This is a genomic window from Mesorhizobium silamurunense, from assembly GCF_014843905.1.
GTDB classification, from domain to species: domain Bacteria; phylum Pseudomonadota; class Alphaproteobacteria; order Rhizobiales; family Rhizobiaceae; genus Mesorhizobium; species Mesorhizobium silamurunense.
In genome coordinates, this window is sequence record NZ_LPVS01000073.1 from 1 (window position 1) to 25,367 (window position 25,367).

At 64.4% G+C, this 25,367-nt stretch carries 25 protein-coding genes and 1 pseudogene; 17 read left to right on the forward strand and 9 right to left on the reverse strand.

The genetic code is table 11. The features are described 5' to 3' along the window. The coding region (locus tag AU465_RS20555; protein ID WP_281396793.1) for a 5'-3' exonuclease H3TH domain-containing protein at nucleotides 1-1,008 on the reverse strand (1,008 nt) is incomplete at its 3' end. 437 nt (nucleotides 1,009-1,445) lie between these two features. On the opposite strand from AU465_RS20555, the gene AU465_RS20560 reads away from it, so the two are divergent. The 8 genes from AU465_RS20560 (at nucleotide 1,446) to AU465_RS20595 (ending at nucleotide 8,381) form a co-directional block, all read left to right on the forward strand. After that, a complete protein-coding gene (locus tag AU465_RS20560) occupies nucleotides 1,446-2,831 on the forward strand; it encodes a M20/M25/M40 family metallo-hydrolase (protein WP_192252085.1) in 1,386 nt (461 codons plus the stop codon). A gap of 139 nt (nucleotides 2,832-2,970) precedes the next feature. Then, nucleotides 2,971-3,591: a ribonuclease D gene (locus tag AU465_RS20565; RefSeq protein ID WP_192252088.1), complete on the forward strand. Its 621-nt coding sequence runs from the start codon at nucleotides 2,971-2,973 to the stop codon at nucleotides 3,589-3,591. Between the two features lie 63 nt (nucleotides 3,592-3,654). Beyond that, entirely contained in the window at nucleotides 3,655-3,861 is a 207-nt protein-coding gene (locus tag AU465_RS20570) for a hypothetical protein (protein WP_192252091.1), read from the forward strand. Nucleotides 3,862-3,960: 99 nt separating this feature from the next. Further along, nucleotides 3,961-4,215: a GlsB/YeaQ/YmgE family stress response membrane protein gene (locus AU465_RS20575; protein WP_192252094.1), complete on the forward strand. Its 255-nt coding sequence runs from the start codon at nucleotides 3,961-3,963 to the stop codon at nucleotides 4,213-4,215. Between the two features lie 25 nt (nucleotides 4,216-4,240). Continuing rightward, on the forward strand, nucleotides 4,241-4,387 hold the full coding sequence (locus AU465_RS20580) for a hypothetical protein (protein ID WP_082980768.1): 147 nt from the start codon (nucleotides 4,241-4,243) through the stop codon (nucleotides 4,385-4,387). Nucleotides 4,388-4,552: 165 nt separating this feature from the next. Continuing rightward, nucleotides 4,553-4,936 carry a hypothetical protein gene (locus tag AU465_RS20585; protein ID WP_192252098.1) on the forward strand — a complete coding sequence of 128 codons (384 nt, stop codon included), beginning with the start codon at nucleotides 4,553-4,555 and terminating at the stop codon, nucleotides 4,934-4,936. A gap of 280 nt (nucleotides 4,937-5,216) precedes the next feature. Then, the gene (locus AU465_RS20590; RefSeq protein WP_192252101.1) at nucleotides 5,217-7,469 is read left to right on the forward strand and encodes a transglycosylase domain-containing protein; all 2,253 of its coding nucleotides are present in this window, start codon (nucleotides 5,217-5,219) and stop codon (nucleotides 7,467-7,469) included. A gap of 162 nt (nucleotides 7,470-7,631) precedes the next feature. Next, nucleotides 7,632-8,381, forward strand: coding sequence for an SDR family NAD(P)-dependent oxidoreductase (locus AU465_RS20595; protein WP_095813579.1), 750 nt, complete (start codon nucleotides 7,632-7,634; stop codon nucleotides 8,379-8,381). A gap of 24 nt (nucleotides 8,382-8,405) precedes the next feature. On the opposite strand, the gene AU465_RS20600 is transcribed toward AU465_RS20595, so the two are convergent. After that, nucleotides 8,406-9,326 carry a zinc-binding dehydrogenase gene (locus tag AU465_RS20600; protein ID WP_192252104.1) on the reverse strand — a complete coding sequence of 307 codons (921 nt, stop codon included), beginning with the start codon at nucleotides 9,324-9,326 and terminating at the stop codon, nucleotides 8,406-8,408. Nucleotides 9,327-9,434: 108 nt separating this feature from the next. Here AU465_RS20600 and AU465_RS20605 point away from each other — a divergent pair, with 108 nt between their 5' ends. Next, the gene (locus tag AU465_RS20605; protein ID WP_192252107.1) at nucleotides 9,435-10,289 is read left to right on the forward strand and encodes an AraC family transcriptional regulator; all 855 of its coding nucleotides are present in this window, start codon (nucleotides 9,435-9,437) and stop codon (nucleotides 10,287-10,289) included. Here the strand turns inward: AU465_RS20605 and ybaL are convergent. Then, nucleotides 10,270-12,063, reverse strand: coding sequence for a YbaL family putative K(+) efflux transporter (ybaL, locus tag AU465_RS20610; protein ID WP_246506291.1), 1,794 nt, complete (start codon nucleotides 12,061-12,063; stop codon nucleotides 10,270-10,272). The two genes, AU465_RS20605 and ybaL, sit on opposite strands and share 20 nt — an antisense overlap. Nucleotides 12,064-12,269: 206 nt before the next feature. Continuing rightward, nucleotides 12,270-12,707: a baeRF12 domain-containing protein gene (locus AU465_RS20615; RefSeq protein ID WP_192252121.1), complete on the reverse strand. Its 438-nt coding sequence runs from the start codon at nucleotides 12,705-12,707 to the stop codon at nucleotides 12,270-12,272. Nucleotides 12,708-13,139: 432 nt separating this feature from the next. On the opposite strand from AU465_RS20615, the gene cysG reads away from it, so the two are divergent. The 6 genes and pseudogenes from cysG to AU465_RS37505 form a co-directional block, all read left to right on the forward strand. Further along, nucleotides 13,140-14,603 (forward strand): siroheme synthase CysG, encoded by a 1,464-nt coding sequence (gene cysG / locus AU465_RS20620; protein WP_192252124.1) that lies wholly within the window; start codon nucleotides 13,140-13,142, stop codon nucleotides 14,601-14,603. Continuing rightward, nucleotides 14,600-14,905: a DUF2849 domain-containing protein gene (locus tag AU465_RS20625; protein WP_192252127.1), complete on the forward strand. Its 306-nt coding sequence runs from the start codon at nucleotides 14,600-14,602 to the stop codon at nucleotides 14,903-14,905. Before cysG ends, AU465_RS20625 begins: the two co-directional genes overlap by 4 nt. Nucleotides 14,906-14,945: 40 nt before the next feature. Next, nucleotides 14,946-16,616 (forward strand): nitrite/sulfite reductase, encoded by a 1,671-nt coding sequence (locus AU465_RS20630; protein WP_192252130.1) that lies wholly within the window; start codon nucleotides 14,946-14,948, stop codon nucleotides 16,614-16,616. Beyond that, nucleotides 16,591-17,355 (forward strand): phosphoadenylyl-sulfate reductase, encoded by a 765-nt coding sequence (locus AU465_RS20635; protein WP_192252133.1) that lies wholly within the window; start codon nucleotides 16,591-16,593, stop codon nucleotides 17,353-17,355. Before AU465_RS20630 ends, AU465_RS20635 begins: the two co-directional genes overlap by 26 nt. A gap of 159 nt (nucleotides 17,356-17,514) precedes the next feature. Beyond that, nucleotides 17,515-18,048 carry a DUF934 domain-containing protein gene (locus tag AU465_RS20640; protein WP_192252136.1) on the forward strand — a complete coding sequence of 178 codons (534 nt, stop codon included), beginning with the start codon at nucleotides 17,515-17,517 and terminating at the stop codon, nucleotides 18,046-18,048. A gap of 136 nt (nucleotides 18,049-18,184) precedes the next feature. Continuing rightward, nucleotides 18,185-18,306: pseudogene (locus AU465_RS37505) on the forward strand (protease); the annotation flags it as partial. 42 nt (nucleotides 18,307-18,348) lie between these two features. Here AU465_RS37505 and AU465_RS20650 read toward each other — a convergent pair. Beyond that, complete coding sequence (locus tag AU465_RS20650) at nucleotides 18,349-18,549, reverse strand: hypothetical protein (RefSeq protein ID WP_192252139.1); 201 nt, start codon at nucleotides 18,547-18,549, stop codon at nucleotides 18,349-18,351. Between the two features lie 217 nt (nucleotides 18,550-18,766). Here AU465_RS20650 and grpE point away from each other — a divergent pair, with 217 nt between their 5' ends. Beyond that, nucleotides 18,767-19,402: a nucleotide exchange factor GrpE gene (grpE, locus tag AU465_RS20655; RefSeq protein WP_192252142.1), complete on the forward strand. Its 636-nt coding sequence runs from the start codon at nucleotides 18,767-18,769 to the stop codon at nucleotides 19,400-19,402. A 108-nt stretch (nucleotides 19,403-19,510) separates the two neighbouring features. Further along, nucleotides 19,511-20,143, forward strand: a complete 633-nt coding sequence (locus AU465_RS20660) for a trimeric intracellular cation channel family protein (protein ID WP_192252145.1) — start codon at nucleotides 19,511-19,513, stop codon at nucleotides 20,141-20,143. Nucleotides 20,144-20,273: 130 nt separating this feature from the next. Here the strand turns inward: AU465_RS20660 and olsB are convergent, their stop codons facing one another. From olsB to lspA, 4 genes are all read right to left on the reverse strand, one after another. Continuing rightward, entirely contained in the window at nucleotides 20,274-21,158 is an 885-nt protein-coding gene (gene olsB, locus AU465_RS20665) for a l-ornithine N(alpha)-acyltransferase (protein WP_312891297.1), read from the reverse strand. A gap of 186 nt (nucleotides 21,159-21,344) precedes the next feature. Further along, complete coding sequence (locus tag AU465_RS20670; RefSeq protein WP_192252148.1) at nucleotides 21,345-23,624, reverse strand: PAS domain-containing sensor histidine kinase; 2,280 nt, start codon at nucleotides 23,622-23,624, stop codon at nucleotides 21,345-21,347. Nucleotides 23,625-23,767: 143 nt separating this feature from the next. Further along, on the reverse strand, nucleotides 23,768-24,757 hold the full coding sequence (acuI, locus tag AU465_RS20675; protein WP_192252151.1) for an acrylyl-CoA reductase (NADPH): 990 nt from the start codon (nucleotides 24,755-24,757) through the stop codon (nucleotides 23,768-23,770). Between the two features lie 120 nt (nucleotides 24,758-24,877). Beyond that, nucleotides 24,878-25,357: a signal peptidase II gene (gene lspA / locus AU465_RS20680; protein WP_192252154.1), complete on the reverse strand. Its 480-nt coding sequence runs from the start codon at nucleotides 25,355-25,357 to the stop codon at nucleotides 24,878-24,880. Nucleotides 25,358-25,367 lie beyond the last annotated feature (10 nt).

Sequence of the window (25,367 nt, forward strand, 5' to 3'; positions counted from 1 at the left end):
CTTCGCGGCGCCGTTCGGCGTCGCCGCGGCCCGCGGCGCGCCGGCGCCGACATCGGGACCATGCGCCGTGTCGGCGCGCTCGATGGTAACGGCGGAAGCCTGGACGTCGCCGATCTCGGTTGCGGTCGCCTCGGCGACGCGGCGGGTCAGCGTGGTGAACTCCATCGTCTTCAGGAAGCCGATCAGCTTCGGCCCGTCCGGCGCATGCAGAACCAGATCGTCCAGCCCCTCCTTCAGCGGCACATCGTTCTTCAACGTCACCAGCTCACGCGAGATGCGCGCCTTGTCGGCATTGGCGATGATGGTTTCGCGTCGCTTGTCCTGCTTGATCTCGGAGGCACGTGCGAGCAACCCGTCCAGGTCGCCGAACTGTTCCAAAAGCTGCGCCGCGGTCTTCGGGCCGATGCCGGGCACGCCCGGAACATTGTCGACCGAGTCGCCGGTCAGCGCCTGCAGATCGATCATCTTTTCCGGCGGCACGCCCCATTTCTCGATCACTTCGGGAATGCCGATCTGGCGGTCCTTCATCGGGTCGTACATGCCGACCGTCGGGCCAACCAATTGCATCAGGTCCTTGTCGGAGGAGATGATGGTGGTGTCGGCGCCGACCTCGCAGGCCAGCCGGCAATAGGTGGCGATGATGTCGTCGGCCTCAAAACCCTCCGTCTCGATACAGGGAACATTGAACGCTGCGGTCGCCTGGCGGATTAGGCCGAATTGCGGGATGAGGTCTTCCGGCGGCGCCGAGCGGTTGGCCTTGTATTCGGGGTAGAGATCGCTGCGGAAGGTCTTCGAGGAATAGTCGAAGATGACGGCGAAATGCGTCGGCACCACGCCGACATCGGTGTTGCGGGCGTCCTGCATCAGCTTCCACACCATGTTGCAGAAGCCGAGCACGGCGCTGGTCGGCAGGCCGTCGGATTTGCGGTTGAGCGGCGGCAGCGCGTGGTAGGCGCGGAAAATGTAGCCGGAGCCGTCGACAAGAAAGAGATGATCGCCTTTTTTCATGCCGGCAGGGATAGCGCGGCCAGGCTGCGCGGTCCATGCCAAAGGCTGTGCAAACCACCGGTTCCGGCAACACCCCTGACAGACACTGTCTCGGGCAAATCTCGCCGCTCACGGCCATGTTACAAAAGTGTAATCTTCGTGCCCTTGAATCGCCATGTTCACAGACCCAAATACCTGTCATCGGCATTTTTCGCCGAAGTCCGGAGTAAGGCCCGTCCCCCGCCTATCCCGGGCAACCTGCGGCAGCCTATCCCCCCTCTCCGGGCTGCCGCAACGTTTCGAGTAAAGACCGCCGTGGTTCCCCCTCCACCACGGCGGTTCTTTTTTGCCCTGCAGCCTGCGTGTCACCGGCGCCGGAGCCCTTGGTCCAACGATCGCGGCTTTGCGTTTTCTGCTCGTCCCTTTAGGGTCGGGCCAGAATCGAAAGGCTGAAAAAAATGTCCAGAATCTCCCCCGTCCTCGACCGTCTCGACCAGAATCTCGACCAGAGCCTGGAGCGGCTTTTCGGCTTGCTCGGCATCAAGTCGATCTCCACCGATCCCGCCTACCGCGCCGACTGCCGCAAGGGCGCCGAATGGCTGGTGACCGAGCTCAAGCTGATCGGCTTCGAGGCCAGCGTGCGCGACACGCCCGGACATCCAATGGTGGTGGCGCATCACGAAGGGCCGGCCGGCGCGCCGCATGTGCTGTTCTACGGCCACTACGACGTGCAGCCGGTCGATCCGATCGAGCTGTGGGGAACCGATCCGTTCGCGCCGTCGATCAAGGAGATCGAGCCCGGCCGCAAGGTGATCACCGGGCGTGGCTCGGCCGACGACAAGGGACAGCTGATGACCTTCGTCGAGGCCTGCCGCGCCTGGAAGCAGGTGCATGGCAATCTGCCGTGCCGCGTCACCATCCTGTTCGAGGGCGAGGAAGAATCCGGCTCGCCGTCGCTGAAGCCGTTCCTCGAGGCCAACGCCGCCGAGCTGAAGGCGGATTTCGCGCTGGTTTGCGACACCAGCATGTGGAACCGCGAGACGCCGTCGATCTGCGTGTCGCTGCGCGGCATGGTCGGCGAGGAGGTCACCGTCAAGGCCGCCAGCCGCGACCTGCATTCAGGCCTCTATGGCGGCCCGGCCGCCAATCCGATCCGGATCCTGGCCAAGATCCTCGCCGACGTCCATGACAAGGACGGCCGCGTCACCATCCCGGGCTTCTATGACGGTGTCGAGGAGACGCCGTCGCAGGTGCTGAAATCCTGGGAGGGGCTCGGCGAAACGGCCGAAACCTTCCTCGGCCCGGTCGGGCTTTCCAATCCCGCCGGCGAAAAGGGCCGCTCGCTGCTCGAACTCACCTGGGCGCGGCCGACGGCCGAATTCAACGGCATCATCGGCGGCTATACCGGCAAGGGCTTCAAAACGGTGATTGCTGCGGAAGCGTCGGCGAAAGTGTCGTTCCGGCTCGTCCACAAGCAGGACCCGAAAAAAATCCGCGCCGCCTTCCAGGCTTTCGTGCGCGAGCGGATCCCGGCCGACTGCTCGGTCGAGTTCCATCCGCATGGCGGCTCGCCAGCGATCCAGCTTTCCTACGACTCGCCGTTCCTGGCCAAGGCCAAGGACGCGCTCTCCGACGAATGGGAGAAGCAGGCCGTCACCACCGGCGGCGGCGGCTCCATTCCCGTGGTCGGCGATTTCCAGACCTATCTCGGCATGGAATCGCTGCTGGTCGGCTTCGGCCTCGACGACGACCGCATCCATTCGCCCAACGAGAAATACGAGCTCACCTCCTTCCACAAGGGGCAGCGTTCCTGGGCACGCATTCTCGATGCGCTGACGCGCTGAGGCGAACGCAGGAAAATCAACTTTCTGTTGATTTTTTTCCGGATCGCGGCAAGGACGGGTTTGTCTACTGCAAGGTGCTGCAGCGTCCTTTGCGCATGTGAAGGATGTGCGGCGCTGCAGGTGCGATCCGGAGAAGAAAATGACCGATATCCGTTTCCACAAGAACGATCTGCCGGATCTGTCCCGCTACAATGTCGGGGCGGTGGCCATCGACACGGAAACGCTGGGGCTCAATCCACATCGCGACCGGCTCTGCGTGGTGCAGATCTCGCCAGGCGACGGCAGCGCCGACGTTATCCAGATCGCGCCGGGCCAAAAGGAGGCGCCCAACCTCGTCAGCCTTCTCAGGAACGACGCCGTGACGAAGTTGTTTCACTTCGGCCGTTTCGACATTGCCGTCCTTTATCACGCTTTCGGCGTCATGGCCGAGCCGGTTTTCTGCACCAAGATCGCCTCGCGGCTGACCCGTACCTACACCGACCGCCACGGGCTGAAGGATCTCTGCAACGAACTGCTCGGCATCGGCCTCTCCAAGGCGCAGCAGTCGTCGGACTGGGCGGCGGAAACGCTGTCGCCCGAGCAGCTCGAATATGCCGCATCCGACGTGCTCTACCTGCACCGGCTGCGCGAGGTTCTGGCCGCGCGGCTGGCGCGCGAGGATCGCACCAAGGAGGCAGAAGCCTGCTTCCGTTTCCTGCCGACACGGGCGAAGCTCGACCTGATGGGCTGGGCGGAGGAAGATATCTTCGCGCACAGCTGACGGAACCCGGCGCGTCGAGCGACGTTCCTGCCGGTCCACTGAATGAGATGGGGAGGGAATGAAATGGCAGAGCGCAAACCGATCGCGAGCGCGCCGAAGGACGGCTCCAAGGTCACCATCATGTGGACGGACAACGACGGCGTCATCAACGAATCCGTCGGTCAGTATCGTGACGGTGGCTGGTGGGTCTACATCGACAGCAACACGCAAAAGAAGGTCGATCCGACGAGTTGGCGGCCAGCATCGGGCGATAACGAAGACCAGCAGTGACCTCGCTGGCGCGGGCAATCACTTTCGCATAGCTTGAAGCCGTTGATCTCGAAGGCGATTCGGAGCCTTCGCTTTCATCGCTTGCCCGGAGGGACCTGCATGGGTATCGAAAGTCTTCTCGTCTTCATCATCATCGGCGCCATCGCTGGCTGGCTTGCCGGCCTGATCGTGTCGGGCTTTGGCTTCGGCCTGATCGGCAACATCATCGTCGGCATCATCGGCGCCTTCATAGCCGGCTGGCTCTTCCCGAGGCTGGGCTTCGCCATCGGCGGCGGCATCCTGGCGTCGATCATCCATGCCACGATCGGCGCCATCATCTTGCTGCTGGTGGTCCGGGTCTTGAAACGAGCGTGAGACTCAATCACCGGAAAGGGGCGCGATGAGACAGAACATGCTCTATCTCATCATCGGCGCATTGGTCGTCGTGGTCATCGCGCTCGGCATCTACATCTATCGTGAGCAGACCAGGCCGAAAGGCGTGGAGCTCAAGATCGACGACAAGGGCATCTCGATCCAACAGAATTGATCCGATCGCTGGCGCATCTCGCGGCTTGACCGGCCTGCTCCGGATAACAGCTTCCATCAATCTTGCGGAGCGGGACGGCAAAGAAGATGACGTCCCGGCAGTTCGGCGGTATCATCATGGCATAGGGAGTTTGGGGCCAGCCAACCTAGCCACTAGGAGGTTGCCATGAAGCACCAAACACTGGACCAGCTGCACGCAGTTGCCGAGGTCAACACCGCCAAACCCGTCATGAGCCGAACCCAGCGCCTCGCACGTTGGGCGGAGCTTCTCGAACGTGAGCCCAGCCGGCTGCTGACCGCGCTTACCGGCACCGAATACCGTGCCCGCGCCGAACGCGATATCATGCGTGGCGACGGCTCGCCGATATCGGTCGCCCTCGAAGACCCGATTTTGCACGGTGAGGGTTTGAAGGACGACAGCTACGGGGAAGCAAAGCGCTTCTTCGAGCTGACCGATTATCAGTTGCACGAGATCGTCTGCTACTGCCACGTCGGCGACGTGATGCAGGCATCGAGAGCGGCGCTGTCGGTCCGTGCCGTTCTCGACTAGTCCACGGCCGACTTGCACGCCGGATGCAATCTGGCAAGGAGCGCGGCCGGATCCTCAAGCCGATCGCGCTCCGACAAGGCTCGAATAACGGCGGTCTCGCCCCGGCGGTCCGGTCACGGCGGCCGGGAGCTTCGCCCTACGGAACCGAGCCGGATTGGGTGCTTGCCAAGCATTTGATTTTCAATCGCTTCGATTTTTCCCAACTTAACGCGCCTTTAAACCGCCGCATCTACTCTGCAACTCGAGCGCCATCGGCACCGGGGACAGACAAGCGCAGCGCATGGCGAACCGCAGAGACAGTCGCATCGAACCGAGCTTCGAGGGCTCGCCGCGGGCGAAATCCTCCGACGGCTTTTCGGTCAGCGAGGAGGATCGCGTCGTGCCGGCAAATCGCAAATCCGCAGCAAAACGCAAATCCGCCAAGGCGAAGTCGCGCGGCCGCGGCCGGAGCGGAAGCCGGCGCGGGCTGTTTTCCATTTTCGGCCGCCTGCTCTACTGGTGCTTCGTGCTCTGCATTTGGGGCGGCATCGCGGTGGCCGGCATCGTGGTCTATTACGGCGCCAAGATGCCGGCGGCGACCACATGGTCGATCCCCGACCGCGCACCCAACATCAAGATCGTCTCGGTCGACGGGCAGCTCATCGCCAACAGAGGCATGAGCGGCGGCGAGGCCGTCGGCCTGCATGAAATGTCGCCCTATATCCCCGAAGCCGTCGTCGCCATCGAGGACCGGCGCTTCTATTCGCATTTCGGCATCGACCCGATCGGGCTTTCGCGCGCCATGGTCACCAACGTCGTCGGCGGCCATTTCTCGCAAGGCGGCTCGACGCTGACGCAGCAGCTGGCCAAGAACCTGTTCCTGACGCCGGACCGGACGCTGGAACGCAAGGTGCAGGAAGTGCTTTTGGCGCTCTGGCTGGAGCACAAGCACAGCAAGGACCAGATCCTCGAAATGTACCTCAACCGGGTCTATTTCGGATCCGGCGCCTATGGTGTAGAGGCCGCCTCACGGCGTTATTTCGGCAAGAGCGCCCGCGATGTCTCGCTCTCGGAGGCAGCACTTCTCGCCGGCCTGCTCAAGGCGCCGTCGCGGCTCTCGCCGGCGCGCGATCCCAAGGCGGCGGAAGAGCGCGCGCAGCTCGTGCTCGCGGCCATGCGCGGGGAAGGCAAGATCAGCGAAAAGGAATACAAGGTGGCGCTGAGCGCGCCGGCGACGCGCGCGCCGTCCTACTGGACCGGCTCGGAGAACTATGTCGCCGACACGGTCATGGAAGAGCTTCCGGACCTGATCGGCGACGTGCGCGGCGACATCGTCATCGACACCACCGTCGACCTCACGTTGCAGAAGCTTGCCGAGCAGTCGATCCGCCGGCTGATCGACGAGAGCGGCAAGAAGCTCAACGTCACGCAAGGGACGCTGGTGTCGATCGATGATTCCGGCGCCGTGCGCGCCATGGTCGGCGGCTACGACTATTCGACCAGCCAGTTCGACCGCGCCTCGGAAGCGCGGCGCCAGCCGGGCTCAGCCTTCAAGCCGTTCGTCTATATGGCGGCGCTGGAAGCCGGCCGCACGCCGGACAGCGTGCGCAACGACGCGCCGATCAGAATAGGCAAGTGGACGCCCGACAATTACGGCGGCAAATATTATGGCAAGGTGACACTGGCGACGGCGCTTGCCAAGTCGCTGAACTCGGTCGCCGCGCAGCTCACCATGGAAGTTGGGCCCGACGCGGTGGTCGAGGCGGCGCATCGCATGGGCATCCAGTCCGATCTGCAGTCGAACACCTCGATCGCGCTCGGCACATCGGAAGTGACGCCGCTGGAGCTGACCGCCGCCTATGTGCCTTTCGCCAATGGCGGGTACAAGCCGGACATCCATTTCATTCAGCGCATCACCACGGCCGGCGGCAAGGTGCTCTACGAGAACAATGGCGGCGGCGCGCCGCGCGTCATCAAAGCCGACATCGTCGGCATGATGAACTCGATGATGACCGGCACGGTCGAAGTCGGCACCGCCAAGAAGGCGGCCTTCAACTGGCCCTCGGCCGGCAAGACCGGCACCAGCCAGAATTCGCGCGATGCATGGTTCGTCGGATACACCGCGAACCTCACCACCGGTGTGTGGTTCGGCAATGACGACGGCAGCCCGATGAAGAAGGTGACCGGCGGCGCCTTGCCGGCGCAGGCCTGGCACGAATTCATGGTTGCCGCGCATGAGGGCGTGCCCGTCAGGCCGCTGCCCGGCACGTGGAAGTCGACGCCGTCCGATACGATCGTGCCGGACGAGATACCCTCGGCGGATGCCTCGCAGCCGCCTCCGACGCCGCCGGCAGCCGTCGGCCAGTCGGCGCCTGTCGCCCAGGCGCCTGCCCGCCAGGCGCGTCCGGCCCAGACGGTCGATGCCGACGGTTTCGATATGCCCAGCGACGGCGGCACCACCGCGTCGGTCGGGCATCCGGTGCCGCCTGGCGATGTCGGCGGCCCGAAGAAGCGGCGGCAGACCTCGATACTCGACATCCTGAGCGGCGGTTAGAGCCTGATCCATCCCGATGGGATCGGGATGGGGCTCTCGTTTCTTGTTCGACCATGATCCTGTCCGAAAACCGGATCCACTTCTCGGGATCATGGTCCACGGCAACTTCGCCTCTCGCAATGGCTGGCGCCTTCGGCTACATGTCCGGCCGGAGATCAAGCCATGGCCGAAATCGACAGCAGAAAAACCATCGTGCTCACCGGCGCCAGCCGCGGCATCGGCCATGCGACGGTGAAACGCTTTTCACGCGAGGGCTGGCGCGTCATCACCTGCTCGCGACAGGCCTTCGCCGAGGATTGTCCGTGGCCGGCCGGCCCCGAGGACCACATCAAGGTCGATCTTGCCGACCAGGAGGATGTCGGCATTGCAGTCTCGGAAATCCGCCATCGGCTGGAGGCGCATGGCGGCCAGCTCAACGCGCTGGTCAACAATGCCGGCATCTCGCCGAAGCTCAAGGACGGCGGCCGGATGAATTCGATCGAGACGCCGATGCATGTCTGGCGCGATGTGTTCCAGGTCAATTTCTTCGCGCCGATCATGCTGGCGAGAGGCCTGTTCAAGGAACTGGCCGCGGCCAAGGGCTCGATCGTCAACGTCACCTCGATAGCCGGCACGCGCGTGCATCCGTTCGCCGGAACGGCCTACGCGACATCGAAAGCGGCACTGGGCTCGCTGACGCGCGAGATGGCGCATGATTTCGGACCGCACGGCATTCGCGTCAACGCGATCGCGCCGGGCGAGATCGACACGGCGATTCTTTCGCCCGGCACCGACAAGATCGTCGAGACGATCCCGCTCAGGCGCCTCGGCGCCACCTCGGAAGTCGCCGACATCATCTTCTTCCTGTGTTCGGGCCAGGCGTCTTACGTGACCGGCTCGGAAATCCACATCAATGGCGGCCAGCACGTGTGAGACGGCCGACTTCAGGCTAGGGCCTCATCCGGCTACGATGAGAACAGCTTTGCCGCTGAAGCTGCGCTGCCGCAGCGCGTCCAGGGCTTGGGCGATGTCCGTCCACGGCAGGGTCAATGCCACGCGGGTTTCCAGCCGGCCAGCCGCGACCAGAGCGAGCAGCGAGGCGATGTCGGCGCCAATGCCCGAGCCGGACGTATAGTACGCGAAAGTCTGAAGCCTCGCTCCCTCGTGGCCCGGAACGAATTGGCGGAAGCCAATCGGCGTAAGTTCGCCACTGCTCGAACCGAACATGACGATGATCCCGCCGGATGCGACACGTTCGATCGCGTGTGCAAGGCTTTCGCCGCCGACCGACTCGGTGATCAGCGAGAACGGCCCCTTAGCCAGATCGATCGACTCGACAACCTGCTCGGCTCCCAGCCCACGGAGATCCTCGACATGACGGGAGGCGGCGATCGCGGTCACCGACGCGCCCTGCTCGCGGGCGATCTGGATCTGGAAACGACCGACCGCGCCGCTTGCGCCGGTGATCAGGACCCGCTGACCGGCCAGGTCGCCGCCGTGGCGCAAAGTCCTCAGCGCCGTCGTGCCCGCGACCGGAAGCGTGGCGGCGGAAACCAAGCTGACGTCATCCGGCAGGATGGCGAGACGGTCGGTTGAAACGGCGACACGTTCAGCCCAGCCGGCCTGGTCGACCAAAGCCGCGACCCGGGTGCCTGCGGCTGGCCCGGAGCCATCAGCAGCCGCCCGTTCGACCACCCCAACGATGTCCTGGCCGGGTATCCAACCGTCCGGGCGTATGGCGAGCAGGCGCAGTTCGCCGCGGTTCAACGAGGTTGCGTGGGCCGAGACAAGCGCCTCGTTCGCGTGAGGCTGAGGTTCCTCGACTTCGGCGAGCCTCAGTCCGGCGGCGCTGTCGTGAGACGTGACCAGAGCGAGCATGGGGACCGTACCTTCTTGGCTGATTGTCGTGCGCAATCTGAGCCTAAACGATTTCCCCTTTTCAAGAATTCAGCTATTATGGCATTCAATCGCTAAAAACCGGCAATGATGAGACAACCTCTCCGCTGGCCGTGGCCAGATTTCGATGTCGATGACGTGCTTGCGCCGGCGATCGCCGTGCGCGTCGACGTGAGCGAGACCAGGGCAGAGGTGCCCGACCACTGGCACCGCAAGGGACAACTCGTCTTCGCGCTGGGAGGTGGTGTCACATGCCGTGTTCCGAGCGGCCTATGGATGGTGCCGCCGCATTGCGGTGTGTGGGTGCCGAGCACCATGAAGCACAGCAATATCGCGACGGCCAACGCACGAATTTTCTTCGTCTACATCGAGCCCGGAGCTGCCGATCTGCCGGACCGGTGCTGCACGCTTTCGATCTCGCCCCTGCTGCGCGAACTGATCATCGAATTGTCGGAATGCGCGCCGGACGAGCCAAGAGGCGGTTTCCTGGGCAAGGTTTTGCTCGCTGAGCTGCCGCGTATGCCTGTGCAGCAATTGCATCTGCCGATCTCGTCCGAGCCACGCTTGGGACGGATCGCTGAAGCGTTGGCCGAGGATCCGGCCGATCGCAGCACCCTGGCGGAATGGGCAAACCGCGTGGCGCTCAGCGAGAGCAGCCTGGCGCGCCTCGTCGTCAAGGAAACAGGGCTGACCTTCGGACGCTGGCGCCAGCAGCTGCATCTGATCGTTGCGCTGAGAGAACTGGCCTCGGGCGCCAGCGTGCAGCAGGTCTCGGGCGACCTCGGATATGAATCCGTCACGGCCTTTATCACCATGTTCAAGAAGGCTCTGGGCAAGCCGCCAGCAAAATACCTCAGCGATATCGCCCAAAACGGCGGTTCCGCATTTATCGCTTGTCCGACCAGCCCGCGCGCGGACGCGCACATCAAGCAGGCCGCGGCTTGATCTCGGCAGCGACCTCATCCGGCCGAATGGGTGCCATGCCCGTCACCACCTCGACGATGCCGCGTGCTATTTCACGCTCGCCCATGATCACCGTGTCGGCGCCGAGACCTTTGAAATGCTCGACCTCGGCATCGGAATGGGCGCGCGCGATGACGCTGATGCCGGGATTGGCGGCGCGGGCCCTGAGCACGACCTGCCCGGCCTCGAAGGCATTGGGGATGGCGAGGATCAGCCGTTCGGCACCCTCGGGATTGGCGGCCGCGAAGACGTCCGCATTGGCGGCATTGCCGGCCACCGCTTCGACGCCATCCGCCTTGAGCTTGGCCAGCGTCTTGTCGGCATCCTCGATGACCAGGAAGGGCAGGGCGGCTTCTTTCAGTGCCGCCCCGACGAGGCTGCCGACACGGCCGTAGCCGATCAGGATGGAATGGCCGGTCTGCGCCGTCCGCGGCGGCGGGCCGTCCACCTTTTCCGGAGCCGCCGCCGAAGCCACCTGGCCTAGTTCGGTCGCCGGGCCGATCGGCTTTGCCTCTTCGGGAGCTTTGCTTGCGCGCTTTTCCAGCCACGGCTTCATCCAGTCGACGATGAGGAACATCAGCGGGTTGAGCAGGATCGACAAGATGGCGCCGGCCAGAATCAGGTCACGGCCCTGCTCCGGCAACAGCTTCAGCCCGACGCCGAGCTCGGCCAGGATGAAGGAGAATTCGCCGATCTGGGCGAGGCTGGCCGAAATCATCAGCGCTGTCGCGATCGGATAGCGGAAGGCGATGACGATGACGAAGGCGGCGAGCGATTTACCGATGACGATGATGGCGAGCGTCGCCAGGATCGGCAGGCCGTTGCTGACCAGGCTGAACGGGTCGAACAACATGCCGACCGAGACGAAGAACAGCACGGAAAAGGCGTCGCGCAGCGGCAGCGATTCCTCGGCCGCCCGGTGGCTGAGCTCGGACTCGCTCATGATCATGCCGGCAAAGAAGGCACCAAGCGCCAGCGAGACGCCGAACAGTTTCGCCGCGCCGAAGGCGACGCCGAGTGCGATGGCGAGCACCGAGAGCCGAAACAGCTCGCGCGAGCCGGTATGGGCGACATAGTGCAGGATCCAGGGGATGACCCTGCGGCCGACGACCAGCATGACGACGACGAAGGCGGCGACCTTGGCGAGCGTCATGCCGACCACGCCCGATATGCCGTAGCTAGCGGGCAGCGAGAGCAGGCTCGCATGGTCGTCTGCCTGCGGCTGACCGCCGAGCACGCCGGCGAGCGCCGGCAGCAGCACCAGCGCCAGCACCATGGCCAGATCCTCGACGATCAGCCAGCCCACAGCGATGCGGCCACGTTCGGTCTCGATCAGCCGCCGCTCCTGCATGGCGCGCAGCAGCACGACGGTCGATGCGACCGAGAGCGCCAGGCCGAAGACAAGGCCGGCTCCCCAGGACCAGCCGAGCAGCCAGGCCAGCCCAACGCCGAGCAACGTGGCGAAGCCGATCTGCACGACGGCGCCGGGCACGGCAATCGCGCGGACCGACAGAAGGTCCTTCAGCGAGAAATGCAGGCCGACCCCGAACATCAGCAGGATGACGCCGATTTCGGCGAGTTCGTTGGCGAGCCCGGCGTCGGCGACGAAACCCGGCGTGTTCGGCCCGACCAGGACGCCGGCTACCAGATAGCCGACGAGCGGCGGGATGCGGAAGCGGTTGGCTAGTGCTCCGAAGACGAAGGCAAGCCCCAAACCGGCGACGATGGTGGCGATAAGGGGCGTGTCATGCGGCATTGTCGATGGAGCGCCTTTCAGAAACTGCAATGTCGGATAAGCGCCGCCCGAGGCCGCCGCCCTTTGCAATATGGTGGGGAGTACAGCCTTGATGCAACCTCGGCGCGCGGAAATCAGCGCACCGAGGGCAGAAAAGACTCAACCGATGTGAGCCTGCCGCGCGGCATCAACCCGGCACGCGTTCGATAGCTCACGCCATGTGGCTTTCAGGCCGCTTTGAGCAGATTCTCGATGTCGAAGACGGTGTGGTTGGTGAGCGTCTTGGGGATCTCGGCCTGCACTTTTTCGCTGACTTCCTTGTGCAGTTTCTGGCGCATCTCACCGAGCACCTGCGGCGGCGCAATCAGCACAATCTCTTCGAACTCACCCCGGTGCGCAAGCTTGTAGAGCTGCTCTGCAATATCGTCAGCAAAACGCTCCTTGCCGAGGCGATGCCAGTCGGTTTCTTCAATCGCGCTGCGAGGCCCTTCGGCGTATCGGCCCGGTTTGTCGGTGCCTTGCTCACGAGTGGCAGGATTTTCCTGCTCCATCTCGTGCACGACCTGCAGGTTTGGATATTTGGTGTCGCCCTCGTTGCGGAGAAAAAGCGCTTTCTCGCCGTCAGCCACGATGACCCAAAGACCGTGTTTCAGCTTGATGCCCATCGCGCTCCTCCTTTTCAGCTTCCAAATCTGTCGATCAGGCTTCAAAATGCGGCCTGTCGGCGGGATAAGATCATTAGCCAAACGTGCCGCCGAGCGTGATTGTTCCAGCCAGCGAAGACTGCCCGATCATCTCTTGCAAAGCGCATCATCGGCTGCCTGGCGAGCGTATGGCTTTTAATCTACTAACTTAGTAGAAATTAGAAAAAACTATTTTGCCGTGCTGAGTGGGCGACGCTAAAAATTACCCTGGATCAATGGGCGCCGCGCGAGGTGTCTGGCCCACCTCAAGCTGCGGCGTAGAATTTTTTTCTCCTGCCTTTCGCGGTTGCGAAAAAGCGATTGCCTGTCATCGGGGGATGCGCGAGTGCTTGCCTTCTGGTTTTTGCCGCGCTCGCATAAAACTGCCAGACTGTTCCTGTAACGCTTATCGCTATGTCGCCAACCAACGCCAAGCTCAATGCCTTTCCCGTCTTCCTGCGGGTCGACGGCGAAGCCGTGGCCATCGTCGGCAACGGCGAGGAGGCGCTGGCCAAGGCCCGGCTGCTTGCGCAGTCGAGCGCTGTGCTGCGCGTCATCGCGGAGAACGCCGATCCCGAACTTCTGAGTTTCATCGCCACCGCCGGCGCCGTCCATATCGCCGCCGCCTATGATGCCGCGCAGATCGAAGGCGCAGCCATGGTATTTGCCGCCAGCGGCGACGAGGCGCTCGACCGCCGTGTCGCCGAAGATGCGCGCAGGTTGGGCATCCCGGTCAACGCCGTCGATCGGCCGGAACTCTGCGATTTCTTCACTCCGGCGCTGGTCAACCGCGCGCCGGTCGCCATCGCCATCGGCACCGAGGGCGCCGGCCCGGTGCTCGCGCAACTGCTGCGCGCCCGCATAGATCGCTTGCTGTCGCCTTCGCTCGGCCGGCTGGCCGCCCTGGCGGCGTCGTTCCGCACTGCTGCTGAGCGGCTGCCGAAGGGCAATCGCCGCCGCCGCTTCTGGAGCGATTTCTTTGCCGGCGCTCCGGCCAGGGCGGTTGAAGCCGGAGAGTTCGACAAGGCGCATAGGGCTGCGCTCGACCTTCTGGCTTCGGATGCGCCGGCGGCGGGCCATATCGCGCTGGTCGGCGCCGGTCCGGGCGCGGAAGACCTTTTGACACTGCGCGCCCACCGCCTGCTGATGGAGGCCGACGCGATCGTCTATGACGCGCTGGTGCCGGAGGCGATCATCGCCATGGGCCGCCGCGACGCCGAGCGCCTGCCGGTCGGCAAGCGCAAGGGCTGCCATTCCAAGAGCCAGGAAGAGATCAACGCGCTGCTCATCGAGCTTGGCCGCGCCGGCAAGCGCGTGGTGCGGCTGAAGTCCGGCGATCCGCTGGTGTTCGGCCGGGCCGGCGAGGAGATGGCCGCGCTGCGCGAAGCCGGCGTCGCCTATGAGGTGGTTCCGGGCGTCACCGCAGCCTTCGCCGCCGCTGCCGATTTCGAATTGCCGCTGACGCTGCGCGGGGTCACGTCCTCGATGGTGTTCACCACCGGCCATGACCTCAAGGGCAACTCGCTGCCCGACTGGGCCAAGCTCGCCATCTCGGGCGCCACCGTCGCGGTCTATATGGGCCGCTCGGTCGCCGCCGAAGTCGCCGGCCGCCTGATCGAAGCCGGATTGTCGCCCGACACTGCTGTCGCCGTCGTCGAGAATGCAAGCCTGAGCAATCGCCGCCGGTTTCACGGCACGCTGGCCGACCTGCCGTCGCTCGAAGCGCGCGCGGATCTCACCGGCCCGGTCATGACCATCATCGGCGATGCGGTCGCCGGCGCCAATTTCGAACGATCCGAGCCGCTCGCGGCACGTAGACATTACGATGTAGGGCAAGAAGAAGCGGCCAAGATTACGGCCGAAGGAGTTCAGCAATGAAGGTTCTGACCGCGAACAGGCTCTCCGACGGCATCGCCGTCTGGTATGCCGATGGCGGCTGGGCGGAGACGGTCGGCCATGCCGACATCGCCCATGACAAGGCGGCGGAGGCCCGGCTGGAGGCCATCGGCGCCGCGGCCGCCGCCAACAATGAAGTGGTCGACGTCAACCTGATCGACGTGACCGTGATCGACGGTGTGGCCGAGCCGGTTCGGCTGCGCGAAAAAATCCGTGCCGCGGGTCCGACCATTCGAACCGACCTTGGCAAGCAGGCGAGCCCGGAAGCTGCCCGGGCGGCATAGAACATGGGAAGGCGGGCGGACGCGCCCTGAAAGACGAAGCATGTACCGTTACGACGAGTTCGACCAAGATTTCGTTCACGCCCGGGTCGCCGAGTTCAGCGACCAGGTGCAGCGCCGGCTTGCCGGCGAGATCACGGAGGACCAGTTCCGGCCGCTCCGGCTGATGAACGGCGTCTATCTGCAATTGCATGCCTATATGCTTCGCATCGCCGTGCCCTACGGCACGCTGAACAGCAGGCAGTTGCGCATGCTCGGCCACATCGCCCGCAAATACGACAAGGGTTACGGCCACTTCACCACGCGCCAGAACATCCAGTTCAACTGGCCGGCGCTGTCCGATATTCCCGCGATCCTCGCCGATCTGGCGAGCGTCGAGATGCACGCCATCCAGACCAGCGGCAACTGCATCCGCAACGTCACCGCGGACCATTTTGCCGGGGCCGCCGCCGACGAGGTCGCCGATCCGCGCCCCTATGCGGAAATCCTGCGCCAGTGGTCTTCGGTGCATCCGGAATTCTCTTACCTGCCGCGCAAGTTCAAGATCGCGGTGACGGGCGCGGAGCGCGACCGTGCTGCCATCCAGACGCACGACATCGGCCTGCACCTGAAGAAGAACGCGGCCGGCGAGCTCGGCTTCGCCGTCTATGTCGGCGGCGGCCAGGGCCGCACGCCGATGGTCGCGAAGAAGATCCGCGACTTCCTGCCGGAAGCCGATCTTCTCTCCTACTGCACGGCGATCCTGCGCGTTTACAACCTCTATGGCCGCCGCGACAACAAGTACAAGGCGCGCATCAAGATCCTGGTCCACGAGACCGGCGTGGAGGAAATCACCCGCCAGATCGAGGCCGAATGGCAGGAGTTGAAGGATGCCGAGCTGAAGTTGCCGGAAGCCGATATCAAGGCGATCAACACCTATTTCGCGCCGCCGGCACTGCCTGACCGGCCGGAAGGCGACGATCTCGTGAAGCAGGCGCGGCTCGATTCCAAGAGCTTTTCGGAATGGCTCGACCAGAATGTCGTGACCCACCGTCATCCAGATTATGCGGCGGTGACCATTTCGCTGAAGGGCATCGGCGAGGTGCCTGGCGACGCTACCGACAGCCAGATGGAAGCGGTTGCAGACATCGCAGAGAAATACGCTTTCGACGAGTTGCGTGTCAGCCACGAGCAGAACCTGATCCTGCCGCATGTGGCGCGCGCCGACCTCAAGGCGGTCTATGACGCGCTGGTCGAGATCGGGCTGGCGACGGCCAATTCCAACCTGATCAGCGACATCATCTCCTGCCCGGGCCTTGACTATTGCGCGCTGGCAACGGCGCGTTCAATCCCGGTGGCCCAGGAAATCTCGCGCCGCTTCGCCTCGCTGGAGCGGCAGCGCGAGATCGGCGAGGTGAAGCTAAAGATCTCCGGCTGCATCAATGCCTGCGGCCACCACCATGTCGGCCACATCGGCATTCTCGGCGTCGAGAAGAAAGGCTCCGAGCTCTACCAGGTGACGCTCGGCGGCTCGGCGGACGAGAACACGTCGGTCGGCGAGATCATCGGCCGCGGCTTTTCGTCGGAAGAGATCACCGACGCCATCGAGCAGATCGTCGACACGTATCTCGGCCTTCGGCTCAGTCCCGATGAACGTTTTATCGACGCCTACCGCCGTGTCGGTCCCGCGCCGTTCAAGGAGGCGCTGTATGCTGGCGAAACCAAGGCCGCTTGACCGTATAGTCGACGTCGAGGCCGGCGTTGCCGCGGAAGCGGCGGGGCTCGACGCGCTGCTCGGCCATCTGAAGCCGATCGAGATCATCGAGCGCTCGGCGCGCGAATTCTTCCGCGGCGAGGTCGCCGCCGTGTCGTCCTTCGGCGCGGATTCGGCGGTGCTCTTGCACATGATCTCGGAGATCGACCGCTCGCTGCCGGTGATCTTCCTCGACACCGGCAAGCATTTCGAGGAGACGCTCGGCTACCGTGACGCGCTCGTCGCCGATTTCGGCCTGACCGATATCCGGGTGATCAAGCCAGAGGAAGCGGCGCTTGAACGCATCGATCCGACCGGCAGGCTCCACGAAACCGATACCGATGCCTGCTGCAACGTGCGCAAGGTCGAGCCGCTGGCGCGCGGCGTCGAGCCGTTCCGCGCCTGGTTCACCGGGCGCAAGCGCTTCCAGGCTTCGACGCGCGCGGCACTCCCGGTCTTCGAGGCGGTCGGCTCGCGCATCCGCATCAATCCGCTGGCGCATTGGACGACGTCCGATCAGGCCGATTATATGCGCGCCCATGCACTGCGCGAAAATCCGCTGGTGGCCTATGGCTATCTCTCGATCGGCTGCTTCCCCTGCACGCAACCGGTACAGCCTGGCGAGGACGCGCGCAGCGGCCGCTGGGCAGGTCACGCCAAGACCGAGTGCGGCATCCACCTGTCGGGGCTGGAAAAGTCGCTGACCGACGCATCTCTTTAGGGTATGTCGCTAGGGTGAGGCCGGCCTGCGAACGGCGGCTTCCGGTGCTCACGTACTTCAAGTACGCTCCGCTCCGGTTTTCGGGAGCCACGGTTTCTCGACCGGCCTGACCTGAATAGCGACATACCCTTGGACTCTTTAAGGGCTTTAGGAATTTTAATGACTGAACCGACGACATCGGCGACCCGCCTCTGGACCCCGAAGGGTTTCCGCGAGGATGAATGGACCCACGCCGAGAGCGCCGAGGCGCTGGCCGGCAACGGCCGCTTCATCCTGCCGCTGCAGGCTTTCCTCGGGCTCGATGACGAAACCCGCAAGTCGGCCAGGGAACGCATCGGCGTGCTCTTGCTGCCCGGCGACGAGCTCGACAAGATCATCGGCCTGCTCGACCAGCTGTCGCTGGTGGCGCTCGCCTTCCCGGCATTCAACGACGGCCGCTCTTTCTCCAAGGGCGAGCTGCTGCGCGCCCGGCATAACTTCAAGGGCGCGGTCCGCGCTACAGGTCAGGTGCTGGTCGACCAGCTGCCGCATATGCTGCGGCTCGGCTTCGACGAGTTCGAGGTCTCCAATCCGGTGCTCCTGAAGCGGCTTGAGGAAGGACGCACCGGCGGCTTGCCGGTCTATTATCAGCCGGCGGTGGAGCCGGAAGCCAAGGGCCCGAAATATTCCTGGCGGCGCAAGCGTCCGGGCTGACGCCGCCCCCCTGAACGCAGTCGACAGGCCCTCGTCTGATAGAAACGAAGCGGGCCTGCAGATTTGGTCGGACCAAGAATCTCGTTTTCGGAAACCAGGCGGAAGCCAGAAACGCTTCCATGCGCCTGTTTGCAGCGATCTGGTGTCGGCAAGGGGATGGCCGGCCTTGCCGCCTTCATGCGGGAGTGCCTGAAGGTGCTCGGAACCGAAATCCGCCATGGCGAAGCGCTTATGCGCGACGAACGCAAGGCGGCCTAGCCGGCTCCGCCTCAGCGCGAACGTCACAAGGGCGGCATGCGGCTATCGATGCCGCTCGCCGCCCACCTTTTCCGCCTCGGCCCCTTCGAGGCGGTCGAGCAATTCCCTGAAGTGCTTGGGCATTTCTTTCTCCAGGCGAAACGCCGGCAGCGTACGCAGAAAGCGTTTCGTCGCTTCCGTGCCCACCTGCCGCCTGATATCGGCGGCCAACTCGGCGCGCTTATGGTTCTTGTTGCCGGTCATTGTCCCAAAATCCTGTGTCGGCTTCGAAACTCCTGCAGGCCGGCAATGGTTCCCGCGTCGGCCTTCGGAAGCAAGCAAAGCTGTCCGGTACGGTAAAATTTGAATTAATTTGGAATGATTGGGGAAGGCCGCCATCGGTGCTTGCCCCTTGATTTTTGGCCCTCAAACCTCGATATCGGGCGCAAATCCAAACCAATCCGAATGACGGGAAACGGCGATGAGCGACCAGGCAAAAGACGAACGCGCGCCCGAGGAAATTGAAGCCGATCAGGCTTCCGGCGAGCGTGCGGAAGGCGGCGTCGACGGCGACTATGAAGCGCTTGTGCGGCTGCTGAAGGAAAACGAGGAACTGAAGGACCGGGCGCTTCGCATAGCAGCCGAAATGGAGAATCTGCGTCGCCGCACGGCGCGCGACGTGCATGACGCGCGCACTTACGCGGTGGCCAATTTCGCGCGCGACATGCTGTCGGTGTCGGACAATCTGCGCCGCGCGCTCGATGCCATTCCGGCAGAGGCCAAGGCCTCCGGCGATGCCGGCTTCAAGGCGCTGATCGAGGGCGTCGACCTCACCGAGCGCGCCATGCTGTCGGCGCTTGAGCGGCACGGCGTGAAGAAGCTTGCGCCGGAAGGCGAGAAGTTCGACCCGAACTTCCACCAGGCGATGTTCGAGGTGCCCAACCCCGACGTTCCGGCCGGCACCGTCGTCCAGGTCGTGCAGCCCGGCTACTCGATCGGCGAGCGCGTGCTGCGACCGGCGATGGTCGGCGTCTCCAAGGGCGGCCCGAAGGCCGCCGCGGCCGAGGCGCCGGTCGAGCCGGGCCCGGTGAACGAGCAGGCCGAGAAGGATGCGTAAGTGGAGTGAGTAGGGAATAGCGAGTAGGGAGTAGGGAAGCCGGTACCAATCGCACGGCTTCGTGTTATTCACTGCTACTCACTATTCGCTACTCACTATTCGCTCACCATGAATCCCATCGAGCTGCTCGACTATGCCGGCGTCGCCGTCTTCGCGGCGACGGGCGCGCTTGCCGCGTCGCGCAAAGAGCTCGACATCATCGGCTTCCTGTTTCTGGCCAGCGTCACCGGCATCGGCGGCGGGACGTTGCGCGACGTCATCCTCAACCTGCCGGTGTTCTGGGTCGCCAACAGCGGCTATGTGCTGATCTGCACCGTTGTCGCGGTGCTTGTCTTCTTCAGCGCCCATCGCGTCGAATCCCGCTACAAACTGCTGCTCTGGCTCGATGCGATCGGGCTTGCCGCTTTCGCGGTGATGGGGGCCGCAAAGGGCCTGGCGATCACCGGCTCGCCGGTCGTGTCCGTCATCACCGGGGTGCTCACCGCGACCTTCGGCGGCATATTGCGCGACCTGCTCGCCGGCGAGCCCTCCGTGCTGCTGAGACCCGAAATCTATGTCACGGCGGCGCTCGCGGGTGCCGCTCTCTTCACGCTTTGCGATCTTGCCGGACTGCCGGCGCTCGTCTCCAGCCTGCTCGGCTTCGCGGCGGCTTTCCTGGTGCGCGGCGGAGCGCTCAAATTCGGCTGGTCGTTCCCGGCCTATAAGAGCCGGCCCGGGCGAAGGCCGGAGGATATTCCGTGAGGGAGTGAATAGTGAATAGTGAATAGTGAATAGTGAGTAGTGAGTAGTGAATAGTGAATAGTGAATAGTGAGAAGATCTCGGTGCGGTGAATCAGCTCCGCTGGCTACTACCATTCACCATTCACTGAAATCACGCCGCGAAACGCTGTCCCTCGCCGCCATAGTAGTTGACGTAGCGGGCACCGATTTCCTTGACCGGCATGACGACGAAGACATCGACCGTGGAAAATTCGCGGTCGATGACGCAGCCGTCGCCGATGCGGGCGCCGACGCGCAGATAGCCCTTGACCAGCGGCGGCATGGCGGCGATCGCCGCCTTGGCGTTGACCGCCTCGATCGGCATCAGGTCCATCGAGCAGTAGCGGCCGGCCACCGCCCGGACATCCCAGGCCTTGTCGGTGCGGCAATGATGGGCGAGATAGGTAAGCGCCTCGGCATGCGCGGCCGGCACGGTGCCGTGGAAGGAGGCGCAACCGGTCATCACGCCGATGCCATAGTGGTTGATATAGGCCCAGATGCCTTGCCAGAGCGCCTCGATGGTCCGCTTGGAGCGGTATTCCGGCAGCACGCAGGAGCGGCCGAGCTCGAGGAAGCGCTGGCCCGGATGGCGCGCGACCAGCTTGGTCAGCTCGAATTCGCCCTCGGAGTAGAAGCCGCCCGCGGCCGTGGCGATCTCCTGCCGCAGCAGGCGATAGGTGCCTACGATGCGGCGATGCTCCGGGCCGGGAAGCGAGGTGTCGAGCACCAGGAGATGGTCGCAGAGCGGGTCGAAACGGTCGGCATCGCGGCGGTCCTGCGCCTGAAACAGATCCTTCCTCGCGCCAAGCTCGTCATAGAATACCCGATAGCGCACTTCCTGGGCGGCGGCGATCTCGGCCTCGTTGCGGGCGAGCCGCACTTCAAGGTTGCCGATACGGCCCAGCGGTGCGCCGCTTGCGACGGCGTCGACAGCACGCGCGCCGAGCAGGGCGCTGGCGTTCGGCCGAGTATCGCATTCAGGCATGACTGTATGCACGAGTGATTCTCCTTCGAGCCATCCCTCTTGGCACGGGGATACGGTGTAGGTGCAACAGGATTGTGACAGTACCGTGATACGGCGAGCCCGGCAATACTTCGTCGGCTGGGCAATACCCTCAACCGGCTATCTTATCGCTGCGAAAGCCAAGCAATCCAAGGCGTTCGGGAAAGCTTAAAAAATTCGTTACGCAGCAGCTTGGCTCTCGACCGCCTGGACGAGCGCATCGGGGTCGAGAGGCTTGGTGACGAAGCCGCTGGCGCCATGGGCCAGCACGGTGTGGCGCGTCTTTTCCTGGCTGTCGGCCGAAAGCACCATGATCGGGATCGGCGGCACGGCAAGCGCTTCCTCATGGCGGCGGATGGCGGCGATCGCGTCCAACCCGTCCATCACCGGCATGTGCAGGTCCATCAGGACGACGTCGAAACGATGCTTGAGGCCGGCATCGGTGACGGCTTCGACCGCGGCCTTGCCGTTGCCGACGATCTTGACGCGATGTCCGGCCTTGAGAAGCGTGGCGCGGGCAAGCATCGCGTTGATGTCATTGTCCTCGGCGATCAGCACGGACAGGCCCTGGTCGCGGCGGCGGACGGACACGGCGCCACGCGGTTGCGGCTGCGGCTCGGCGGGTGCCGGCACATGGCTGGTCAACAGCACGCGCAGCAGCGTTTCGCCGCGCACCGGCCGGGCGAGGAACGTCGCGTAGCCGTTGGCGCGGAATTCGCCGAGCATGCCGCGATCGGCGGGTGCAATCAGGGTGACGGCCTCGCAGTCGACAAAACCGCTCTGACGCAGCCGCTTGAGCAGGCGGCCGTCGCCGTTTTCGAGCGCGGCGTCGACCAGAAGCACGTTGCAGCCGGCCGCCAGGGCAGCGGCCTGGTCCGGCGTAGCCGCAATCTCGACGCCACCGCCATGCGCGCGGATGGTGCGGGCGATGGCATCGGCCTCGACGGCGTTCTTGGATACGATCACCGCGCGCCGGTCGGAGAGGATGCTGTGGCGATATTGCGGCGGCTCCGTTGCCGCGGTCGCCGGGATGTCGAAGACGAATTCGGATCCTTCGCCGAGCCGGCTCGAAACCGAGATCGTGCCGCCCATGGCGATCACCAGCCGCTTGGAGATGGCAAGGCCGAGACCCGCGCCGCCATGCACCCTGGTCGAAGTGCCGTCGGATTGCTCGAATTCCTCGAAGATGCGCTCCACATCCTCCTCGCGCAGCCCCGGACCGGTGTCGGCGATGGTGAAGCAGATGCGGTCGGTGCTCTCGGTGCGGGCGCGCGCGACGGTAAGCAGCACGCCGCCTGCGTCGGTGAACTTGACGGCATTGCCGATGAGGTTGAGCAGCACCTGGCGCACGCGGCCGGGGTCGGCGGTGATCATCTGCGGCACGTCGGGCTCGACATGGCAGCCGAGGCCGATGTTCTTGGAGAAGGCCTTCGCCGCCAGCAGCTCGATGATGTTGTCGGCGATCTCGCGCAGCGACGTCGGCTGCGGCTCGGGATCGAAGCGGCCGGCCTCGATCTTGGAATAGTCGAGCAGGTCCTCGATCAGCGCAAGCAGCGAGCTTGCGGACGTCGAGACGGCGCCGACATAGGTGCGCTGCTCGGGCGAGAGGTCGGTGTCGGCAAGCAGCTTCGCCATGCCCATGATGCCGTTCATCGGCGTGCGGATCTCGTGGCTGACGGTGGCAAGGAAGCGCGACTTGGCCTGGCTGGCGTATTCGGCTCGCTCGCGGGCGGTGATCAGCGAGGATTCAGCGCGCTTCCGGGCGGTGATGTCGCGGGCGATCGCCCGGTGCGAAACAGCGCCGGTATCCCTGTCGCGCACCGAGAGCTCGATCCAGGAGAACCAGCGAGGCCCGTTCGGCGTGCGGATGGCGACGTCGGTGGAACTCAGGCATTCATGGTCCGAGAAGGCGGCGTCGGGCACGACGCCCACGTCTATGCCGAGCTCGGAAAGCGTCTTGCCGGCGAGATCGCGCTGGTCGGTGTCGACGAGCGAGGCGAACACCTTGTTGGCGTGGACGATATGCCCGTCGCGGTCGCGATGGACGACGAGATCGCCGAGCGCATCGATCAGGCCGCGAAAGCGCTCCTCGCTCTCCTGCATCTCCCACATGCGGTCGGCGAGCGTCTCGATCTCGGCGCGGCTGCGGGCGGCGGTCTCGTCGAGAAGTGCAGCGGTGCGGCGCTCAATGTGCTGGTTGCGCAGATGCATCACCAGGCCGCACAGACTCGTCGCCAGGAGGCCGATAGTGATGAAGATCGGCGCCCCGGTGAGATGCGCCAGCCCGGCCAGCACGACGATCGCGACGATCGTCAGGAACGGCAGGCCTTCGCGGCTGGCCGTCGGCAGTTCGGGAGCCAGCGGCGGCGCGATAAGCACCTGCCGCTTCGGCGCGCCCGGACCCAGTCCGTCATCGCCTGCGGCTTTGCTGTCCTGTCTGAGGTCGGAGTCCGCGAACATGCGGGAAACCCTGCCAGACAGACATTATGGAAGATTGCGGCGGATCGTTCGAATTTTAGTCTTCCACGCCGATTTCGGCGGTTTTCGCTCGTTTTGATGCAATTCCGGACGGAAAACCGCCAAACACTTTTCCTGGAATTGCACTACATATCGACGACCACGCGGCCCCTGATCTTGCCGTGGACGATGTCGCGCGCTGCGTCGATGATGCCGTCGAAGCCGATCGAGCGCGACAGGGTCGACAGCTTCTTGAGGTCGAGATCGATGCCGATGCGGCGCCATGCCTCGAGGCGGACCGGTTTCGGCGCCATGACGGAATCGATGCCGAGCAGCGAGACGCCACGCAAGATGAAAGGAGCGACGCTTGTCGGAAGGTCCATGCCGCCGGCCAGGCCGCAAGCGGCGACCGCGCCGCCATAGGACGTCATCGAAAGCACATTGGCGAGCGTATGGGTGCCGACCGAGTCGACGCCGCCGGCCCAGCGTTCCTTGGCGAGCGGCTTTGCCGGCTGGCTGAGCTCGTCGCGCGAGATCGCCTCGGCCGCGCCGAGGTCGATCAGATAGGGGCTTTCGGCATTGCGCCCGGTCGAGGCGATCACGTGGTAGCCGAGGGTGGAGAGGATCGAGATGACGACCGAGCCGACGCCGCCGGCGGCCCCCGTCACCACCACCGGCCCGCGATCCGGCACGATGCCGTGCCGCTCCAGCGCCATGACGGCGAGCATTGCGGTATAGCCGGCGGTGCCGACGGCCATCGCATCATGCGGGCTCATGCCGTCGGGCAGCGGCACCAGCCAGTCGCCTTTGACGCGGGCGCGCCCGGCATAAGCGCCGTAATGCGTCTCGCCGACGCCCCAGCCGTTGAGGATCACGCGATCGCCCTTGCGCCAGTCGGCATGGGAGGAGGAAATGACGGTGCCGGCGAAATCGATGCCGGGCACCAGCGGCCAGCGGCGCACGACCGGGGCCTTGCCGGTGATGGCGAGCCCGTCCTTGTAATTCACCGTCGTCGCCTCGACGGCGACGGTGACGTCGCCTTCCATCAGGTCGGCTTCGGTGAGGTCGACGACGTCGACCGACTGCTTCTTCTCGGCGTCGCGCGAAACGAGGATGGCTTTGAAGGTATCGGACACTCTTGTCTCCTCGTCTGTGGCGATTTGTCTACGCAGTTGCGGGCGGAAAACCGGTGCAGATTTTGCCTCGAATTGCTCAGGAGCCGACTTTGCGGCGGTGGCAGCGTCAGGTCAATCGGCTCAGTCCTGGGGCCTGGTTTCCCGGCGCCAGCCGATCAGCTCGTCGAAGACAACTAGGGCTGCGCCGATGGAAATGAAGGCGTCGGCGAGATTGAACACCGCGAAGGACCAGACCGGCGTGTGGAACAGGATGTAGTCGATGACGTGGCCGTAGACCGCGCGGTCGATCAGATTGCCGAGCGCGCCGCCGACAATGAGGGCGAAGCCGATCCGGGCAACGACGTGGCGGGCGGGCGTGCGCACTGCCAGATAGAGCACGAAGGCGACGACGAGCGCGGCGATGACCACGAGGCCGGTGTCGCCGAAGGAGGAGAACATCGAGAAGGCGATGCCGGTGTTGTAGGTGCGAAACAGCGCCAGGAAGGGCAGGAGATCGACCTTTTCCTGGAAGGCGAGGCCATTCTCGACCAGCTGCTTGATCCACTGGTCGAGCGCGATGGCAACGACGACCAGAAGGGCGTAAGGGGACCAGGATTTCACGATTTCGCAA

Coding starts and splice junctions, on each gene's coding strand:
- AU465_RS20625 (WP_192252127.1), top strand. CDS start 14,600: ATGAAGGTTCTGACCGCGAACAGGCTCTCCGACGGCATCGCCGTCTGG.
- grpE (WP_192252142.1), top strand. CDS start 18,767: ATGAGCGACCAGGCAAAAGACGAACGCGCGCCCGAGGAAATTGAAGCC.
- AU465_RS20595 (WP_095813579.1), top strand. CDS start 7,632: ATGGCCGAAATCGACAGCAGAAAAACCATCGTGCTCACCGGCGCCAGC.
- AU465_RS20605 (WP_192252107.1), top strand. CDS start 9,435: ATGAGACAACCTCTCCGCTGGCCGTGGCCAGATTTCGATGTCGATGAC.
- AU465_RS20580 (WP_082980768.1), top strand. CDS start 4,241: ATGAGACAGAACATGCTCTATCTCATCATCGGCGCATTGGTCGTCGTG.
- AU465_RS20565 (WP_192252088.1), top strand. CDS start 2,971: ATGACCGATATCCGTTTCCACAAGAACGATCTGCCGGATCTGTCCCGC.
- AU465_RS20640 (WP_192252136.1), top strand. CDS start 17,515: ATGACTGAACCGACGACATCGGCGACCCGCCTCTGGACCCCGAAGGGT.
- cysG (WP_192252124.1), top strand. CDS start 13,140: ATGTCGCCAACCAACGCCAAGCTCAATGCCTTTCCCGTCTTCCTGCGG.
- AU465_RS20560 (WP_192252085.1), top strand. CDS start 1,446: ATGTCCAGAATCTCCCCCGTCCTCGACCGTCTCGACCAGAATCTCGAC.
- AU465_RS20615 (WP_192252121.1), bottom strand. CDS start 12,707: ATGGGCATCAAGCTGAAACACGGTCTTTGGGTCATCGTGGCTGACGGC.
- AU465_RS20660 (WP_192252145.1), top strand. CDS start 19,511: ATGAATCCCATCGAGCTGCTCGACTATGCCGGCGTCGCCGTCTTCGCG.
- AU465_RS20590 (WP_192252101.1), top strand. CDS start 5,217: ATGGCGAACCGCAGAGACAGTCGCATCGAACCGAGCTTCGAGGGCTCG.
- AU465_RS20575 (WP_192252094.1), top strand. CDS start 3,961: ATGGGTATCGAAAGTCTTCTCGTCTTCATCATCATCGGCGCCATCGCT.
- AU465_RS20600 (WP_192252104.1), bottom strand. CDS start 9,326: ATGCTCGCTCTGGTCACGTCTCACGACAGCGCCGCCGGACTGAGGCTC.
- AU465_RS20650 (WP_192252139.1), bottom strand. CDS start 18,549: ATGACCGGCAACAAGAACCATAAGCGCGCCGAGTTGGCCGCCGATATC.
- ybaL (WP_246506291.1), bottom strand. CDS start 12,063: ATGCCGCATGACACGCCCCTTATCGCCACCATCGTCGCCGGTTTGGGG.
- AU465_RS20670 (WP_192252148.1), bottom strand. CDS start 23,624: ATGTTCGCGGACTCCGACCTCAGACAGGACAGCAAAGCCGCAGGCGAT.
- AU465_RS20635 (WP_192252133.1), top strand. CDS start 16,591: ATGCTGGCGAAACCAAGGCCGCTTGACCGTATAGTCGACGTCGAGGCC.
- AU465_RS20585 (WP_192252098.1), top strand. CDS start 4,553: ATGAAGCACCAAACACTGGACCAGCTGCACGCAGTTGCCGAGGTCAAC.
- AU465_RS20630 (WP_192252130.1), top strand. CDS start 14,946: ATGTACCGTTACGACGAGTTCGACCAAGATTTCGTTCACGCCCGGGTC.
- AU465_RS20570 (WP_192252091.1), top strand. CDS start 3,655: ATGGCAGAGCGCAAACCGATCGCGAGCGCGCCGAAGGACGGCTCCAAG.